Source organism: Nostoc sp. CHAB 5715 (assembly GCF_020829685.1).
Lineage (GTDB): Bacteria > Cyanobacteriota > Cyanobacteriia > Cyanobacteriales > Nostocaceae > Nostoc.
Genome location: NZ_JAIVFR010000405.1, coordinates 1 through 6306, shown reverse-complemented (window position 1 = coordinate 6306; position 6306 = coordinate 1). Strand labels below are relative to the sequence as shown.

Sequence of the window (6306 nt, the reverse complement as noted above, 5' to 3'; positions counted from 1 at the left end):
TCCTGTGTCCGCGTGCAACTTCTGGTGAAAGGGGCGCTTGCTTAATCGCCTCTTGATATGCGTCCTGCGTCACGGCTACCGCACTTGGCGTTGCATGAGAACCTTCTTGATCCCCCTATATTTCTTTAGCTAGCTTATATACAGAACCGCACATAAACCAGTTTGCCACTTGACATTGCATATGTTGAGCATTGGGAATCTGCAAATCTTCTAAATGCGCGTAAGTTTCTGAAAAAGCAGCTTTCAGAGTGGCGATATTACCACCATGTCCGTTAATAAAGTAGAACTTGCTAAAACCAGCTTTGGCTAAACAAGTTACATAATCTCGCACTACTTGAATTAAAGTGCTGGGACGCAGACTGATTGTGCCAGGAAAGGCAGTATGGTGCAGTGCCATCCCCACATTGATTGTAGGGCCAACGATCGCGCCAGTTGCATCACCTACACCAGCTGCGATCGCTTCTGCACAAATGGCATCAGTGCCAATTAACCCTGTTGGCCCATGTTGTTCTGTGGAACCAATAGGGAAAATAATCCCCTTTGACTGCTGTAAATAAGCTTCGACTTCTTGCCAAGTACTTAAATGCAGTAACATTTTTGATGAATTTCCTCAATAAAATTGCGGTGGGACGAAACCTTTTTCTGCTAAACTCCCACTAATTTGATTATGAACTCTCTGGATTTTCTGTGGTGGCGACGCTATGAAATTCCATCATCTCTGCCAAACTTTTATCGGATTAACTGGAATATTTTTGCTCATCAACAGTATTTATAAGCTGTTACGCAAATAAGATTGCACATCAACTGGTGAGGTTGTCCTTTGTCATTTGTCATTTGTCCTTTATCCAAAGTCCAATTGGTAAACACTAATGACTAATGACTAATGACTAATGACGGTCTACACGGAAAATAGTGCAATATGTAGGCGCGTTAGGTTAAATATATCAAACTAAATTTTAACACTGATTTTTCTCAATACCAAGGAAGTTATAATTACGACCAAGCTGAAGCAGCAAAATTTTACAACTATATTTTTAGTTATCAGCCACCAACCTGGCAAGAACTTTCTGCCAAATTTGGAGGGAATGAGACTATTTATTTCTATGAGTATTGTTTAGGGGATGGAGTCGCAACAAGTTTCGACAGATATGGATATAAGCAATTTACCGATGCCACTTTATCCTACGACAATCGCTGCGAACCCCCTTATAGTAGAAATCCAAATTGAGTAGTGAGATGTTAGTATTGTGGATCATCAACTAGACAACGGGGATCAATCTTTTCTGTTGACTAATCAAAGTAATAATGTTTTTTTACATCCCTTGTAATTTCCCATGTGCAGGACATACCAGCAGGAAAAGTCACCAAATCGCCTTTACCCATTTGCACTGGCTGTCCACCATCAGGAGTAACAATAACATCACCTTCCAAAAAGTAGCAAGTTTCTTGAGAATCATAAGTCCAAGGAAATTTTGAAACTTCTTTTTTCCAAATTCCCCATTTAAAGACACCCAATTCATTGAGGCGTTCAAGTCTTAGGTTGATGCTCAATTTTAATTTCCATATTGTGTTTTTTCTAGTTATGTTCAGCAGTAGGATTGAATATCCTCTCCACACTGATCTACTAAATAGCACAAAGCGCGAAAACGCAAGTAGACAAGTTCGTTATAAAGCGGATTAAGTTTGCACATTGGCGGAATATGCCCTATTTTGCGACCAAAAAGCATGAGATCACGCTCGAATGGACACTGGGCGGGAATCACTTTAGCAATAAGTTTGGCTAATTTCCGATTTTGAATCTCAAATTTGTCCAGCCATTGACGTAATGGTTGCAGTAAATCTAATTTAGGTCTAGCAAATCGCTTTTTACTAGCTGTTTGATTCTTTTCTTCTAAAGGGCTAACAAAAGCAGGCAGAAAAATACGCTGATTAATTGTTTTAAGCATAGTTGTAGGCAAGGTTTTCCTTGTGTAGATGAACTATTTGCCGATTGAGAATATTAGCATGTAATCTGTTAACCAATTTGCATTATGCTTGGAAATTAGGAAGGAAAAGAAGCACAAGGCAAATAATTTACATGCATCTTTGGGGGGAAATTGTTTAACTAATTGTTATTTAAGCCCACCAAATCAGGAAGAACTGTCCCGTTAAATACAAAATAACAAAGAAAATATAAAAATGGCATTTCTTTAACTTATGGATTGCTAATCCTGGAAATAGCAATCTTATATATTAAATATAAATGCCTGGTTCTCAAACTGCCTAGTATCTAGAGATGGACTTTGGGAAATAAAAAAACAGTTTAGCTCTGACTCCATATAGACTTCGCTAGGATTAGCTTCTAATATCCAGCAATTTGAGGCTATTAAATATCTAGTAATCTGTCTACTATGTTACACTAGCTAACCTAGATATTATCTAATAAGTAGCAAGAAATCCTTTGATAAGTCCAAGCTAATATACTTAGAAGTTATACCATTTACAAGAATATTTTGCAATAAATGCATCGCGTGTAAGGGCGTACAGCAGTATGCCCCTACCAATATAGCGCTTCTGACTTGGGTGCAATACAGTCTGAATCTCATTCCGTTTTGAGGCGTGCAAATACTCCCCTCATTTTGGTAAGAAGAGGGGTTGGGGGTGAGGTTTAAAAAAGTAGTTTATTTATGCAAAGGAGAACCGTTATATATATATCAGATATTTTGTGAAATGGTTTAATTACAAAAAAATGGTATAATCACAAAAATCTTATTTATTAAAATATCTCAAGCCGTAACGATCTTGATATTTGCTGATATACTCTACATTTTGTTGCTCTAATTTTGACAGCAATTTAAGTGGAAATGCTTTAGGTGAATATATAGGGTGATACCAAGGTTGCTTATTAAAGTAATCTTGTAATTCAGGAGTATCAAAACGGCGACCGTGACTGGCAAAAATCGAATTTCGCATAATATCTAGTTCCAAACCGTCTTTGCCATCCAAATCTGTATCAGTTACAAGTCTTTGGGAAAGCCAGAAATAAGTGCTGACAGCCGTGGTAGCATCTGGCGATATTATATTTACCGAAGATGTAGATTGAGTCGGAAATGGGGTGGTTGGTATAAATTTAGGAGTTTCTATCACGGGGCTTGTGACAGTTGACGGTGTTTGTGAAGGTAACACCGTTTTGTCTGCTGTAGATTGAGAAGATTTTGGTAACACTTGGCTAATAATCACAGATGCACCGATTAGCCCACCTGAAATCAAACTGCCGATGAGGATATTATTCTGACTATTACTTTGAGGGGTAGGCTGTGATTTGACAGGCACTGTTTGAGGTGGCGGTGCAGAGACTACAGTTGCTTGAGTCATTTGCAATTCGCAATTCGCAATTCGCAATTACAGCTATTTTCAGGTAAATAGACCACGCGGTAGGGGTAAAGCGCATTGCTCATACGTGTCAACTTAACGTAAAAGCCATGTCCCGCAAGGAACTGAAGTTCCTTGCTCATAGCAAAAGTCATCTGAAGATGACTAGTAGTCTGTCAAAATTTTTAGTCTACTTCAGTAGACTTGAGCTAAAAGCCAAAGGAATTCATTCCAAGGCGGGTGAGGAAGTTAACAGATAAGCGATTTTTAGCTTAAGTTGACACCAATGAGCATTGCTAAACCCCTACGATAGATGTGGTTCAAATACATGAAAACTGCTGTAATAATACCCCACGCACGCCACTTGCTTTATGCAGGTGTTCCCGTCCACCGCAGTGGCTTACTGTAGCGCTTGCTCTGAATATTGATACTACGTGTTTGGTTTTTTTCGTAATTGAAATTAGTTGCTCTGACTCCAAGGTGAATCAATTATCAATTACGTCCGCAATGGGCGAAAAAGCGAACTAAGAAAAAGCGAATTGTCCGGTCAACAGGGGTTGCGTCAGTGGAATTGGATTTGCTATGCTCTGCAAAGTATCCAGCATTGCTCTGGCTGTGGGGTAGCGATCGCGCGGATAACTTGATAGCGATCGTTCAGCAGCTGTATTGTCATGGGAGATTACAAGCAATATTCTCAAGATAGTTTTCCCCAAAACTACCTTCACTTCAAATCTAGTAAACCTTCTTCTTTCAATTTCGGATTGAAGCGAATTTGCATTTGCAAACCACGCACTTCTAATAATTGCGTTGAAATTTCTGCTTCTACTCTCCGCGCCACATTTTTAATAATTTTTATTTGTGCTAATTCATCATTAGCTGGATTGTGATAATTTGCCTGTTCTTCAGGTGTCATTACGACTTTGACATCAATGGGATGAGTCCATTTTTCCTTTTGATCCCCATTTCCCCAAGGGACACTGCCATTTTCAGCAATCCAAGCATTTTCAGTATTTTCTAAAATTGTGCGACTAGGGCGCTCAATAGTTTTAACTTTGACCGAATAGCATTGCTGTGGCTGACGGACTAAATGCTGTTTGAGGCTGAGGTAAACATCACGGGAGTATCCTACAAATTGCAGCACTTTTTCTTGGTCAAAGATAGCATATACCCCGATTTTACCCTGAAATTGTTCGGGTAATTGGCCGCGATCGTCAATGTAAGGAATGTATTCTAGGGCTGCCAAAGAAGAAAGATTTGTTTCAAGAGCCATACATCAAATATTAAACTTACTATTTGCCTTCAAAATTGAGAATTGCTATAGCGGTTCCCAGGTGCATGAAGTACATCATATCAAAACCTCACCCCAACCCCTCTCCTTAGTAAGGAGAGGGGAGATAAAGCACAGCTTTATCGGGGTGAGGTTAAGCGGTACCTGACTATATTGAGAATTGCTAATTAGAGAAAAACTATCTTTAAAATTATCCTTTATCCACTTTTTGATAAATTGCACAAAGACGACTGGGTTTAAAAATCTTAGCACTAAACATGAAATTTGGCGGTACGTTGATGATGGCATATTCATCAGATTCATGATACTTTTCAAATTCTGCTGGCATTCCTTTAATGGTAGTTAAGCTGTAAGGAACTGGTTGGAAAAGTAATTCTGTAAATTTAACTTGCTGACACCGCAACTGTTGACAAATTTGGTTTAAAAAAGCCTCGCTGGTCAATAAATTGAATAAAGTTTCTTGAGCTTGTGCTTCAAGAGTGAAACTGCTATCAAAGTTCTGGACGATTTTAAGGGGCATTTTCTGTATAGGTAGCTATTAACGACTCTAATTTTTCACGGTATCTGAAAAACCTCACTTCTATTTCTCTCTTCCTTTAAGGAGGAGCCACTGCGCCCTTGCGGCTGTGCCGACTTGTTCGCTCTTAGCGTTAAGGCAGGGTTACATCTGGCGTCAAAGACTTTGAATTTTTGCAAAAGTCTATCCCCTTTTCCACATCCTGTCAAAAGTCAGGTTGAGCGACAGCATTTGCTTGTTGAGCGACAGCATTTGCTTGTTGAGCAACAGCATTTGCTTGTTGAGCGACAGCATTTGCTTGTTGAGCGACAGCATTTGCTTGTTGAGCGACAGCATTTGCTTGTTGAGCGACAGCATTTGCTTGTTGAGCAACAGCATTTGCTTGTTGAGCAACAGCATTTGCTTGTTGAGCAACAGCATTTGCTTGTTGAGCGACAGCATTTACTTGTTGAGCAACAGCATTTACTTGTTGAGCAACAGCATTTACTTGTTGAGCAACAGCATTTGCTTGTTGAGCAACAGCATTTGCTTGTTTGGAAGTACGTAAGGTACTCTCTCTCTTTTTTCCAACGTCATCAATGCTACCCAACTCTAACCTACTTGTCCCACACATCTAGGACTTTTGCAAGAGGTCTATTGTACTAAAGCGATAGCCTAGCTGCGCTTACGTACTTACCACACCAGTCCTACCCGCCCTAAAAACCAATACGCTTGGGTTAAGCAAATTTATCTGTTAAGGCAGGCTGTTCTTGAGCAGGGGAGGCAGGGAGGGGTTTGTCGAACTCACGTTAAATAAATAGACATCTGGTGAAAAAGAATTGTTTTGACGTAGCATTGCTACGTCTCTACAAGGGTTCTAGATAACGCATATTTAATTTCACCAGATGTCTGGTAAGTTCAATTATCAAACGAGGTAATGAAAAGTAAGTAGGTAAACATAATTAATTACACAATGTCATTGCGAATGCAGCGAAGCGAAATGAAGCAATCGCAAGGGCTGGGATTGCTTCGCTTCGCTCGCAATGACTGTAATTAATTTTGCGTAGTTACTTATGGTTTTCCACCATGCCCAAGCAACCAAAACAAAACTCCTGTAACGCAGTTTGCTTCATCTCGTTGGCATAGTAATTTCCCAAATTCCTTGATTTCC

General features: G+C 39.6%; 6 protein-coding genes and 2 pseudogenes. All 8 read right to left on the bottom strand.

The window, feature by feature from the left end:
- Positions 1-595, bottom strand: a pseudogene (locus LC574_RS21495) (creatininase family protein); the annotation flags it as partial.
- A 695-nt stretch (positions 596-1290) separates the two neighbouring features.
- Positions 1291-1564, bottom strand: a pseudogene (locus LC574_RS21490) (cupin domain-containing protein).
- Between the two features lie 22 nt (positions 1565-1586).
- Positions 1587-1946: a Mo-dependent nitrogenase C-terminal domain-containing protein gene (locus LC574_RS21485; protein ID WP_229455510.1), complete on the bottom strand. Its 360-nt coding sequence runs from the start codon at positions 1944-1946 to the stop codon at positions 1587-1589.
- Positions 1947-2748: 802 nt separating this feature from the next.
- Positions 2749-3354 (bottom strand): YARHG domain-containing protein, encoded by a 606-nt coding sequence (locus LC574_RS21480; RefSeq protein WP_306422147.1) that lies wholly within the window; start codon positions 3352-3354, stop codon positions 2749-2751.
- Between the two features lie 521 nt (positions 3355-3875).
- A complete protein-coding gene (locus LC574_RS21475) occupies positions 3876-4064 on the bottom strand; it encodes a hypothetical protein (protein WP_229455509.1) in 189 nt (62 codons plus the stop codon).
- An 8-nt stretch (positions 4065-4072) separates the two neighbouring features.
- The gene (locus LC574_RS21470; RefSeq protein ID WP_229455508.1) at positions 4073-4621 is read right to left on the bottom strand and encodes a GIY-YIG nuclease family protein; all 549 of its coding nucleotides are present in this window, start codon (positions 4619-4621) and stop codon (positions 4073-4075) included.
- A 208-nt stretch (positions 4622-4829) separates the two neighbouring features.
- The gene (locus tag LC574_RS21465) at positions 4830-5159 is read right to left on the bottom strand and encodes a hypothetical protein (protein ID WP_229455507.1); all 330 of its coding nucleotides are present in this window, start codon (positions 5157-5159) and stop codon (positions 4830-4832) included.
- A gap of 202 nt (positions 5160-5361) precedes the next feature.
- Entirely contained in the window at positions 5362-5745 is a 384-nt protein-coding gene (locus LC574_RS21460) for a hypothetical protein (protein ID WP_229455505.1), read from the bottom strand.
- Between the last annotated feature and the right edge of the window lie 561 nt (positions 5746-6306).

What these genes read in the sequence shown, in the direction of transcription:
- LC574_RS21485 (WP_229455510.1), bottom strand. Translation starts at nt 1,946, where the DNA reads ATGCTTAAAACAATTAATCAGCGTATTTTTCTGCCTGCTTTTGTTAGC.
- LC574_RS21480 (WP_306422147.1), bottom strand. Translation starts at nt 3,354, where the DNA reads ATGACTCAAGCAACTGTAGTCTCTGCACCGCCACCTCAAACAGTGCCT.
- LC574_RS21470 (WP_229455508.1), bottom strand. Translation starts at nt 4,621, where the DNA reads ATGGCTCTTGAAACAAATCTTTCTTCTTTGGCAGCCCTAGAATACATT.
- LC574_RS21465 (WP_229455507.1), bottom strand. Translation starts at nt 5,159, where the DNA reads ATGCCCCTTAAAATCGTCCAGAACTTTGATAGCAGTTTCACTCTTGAA.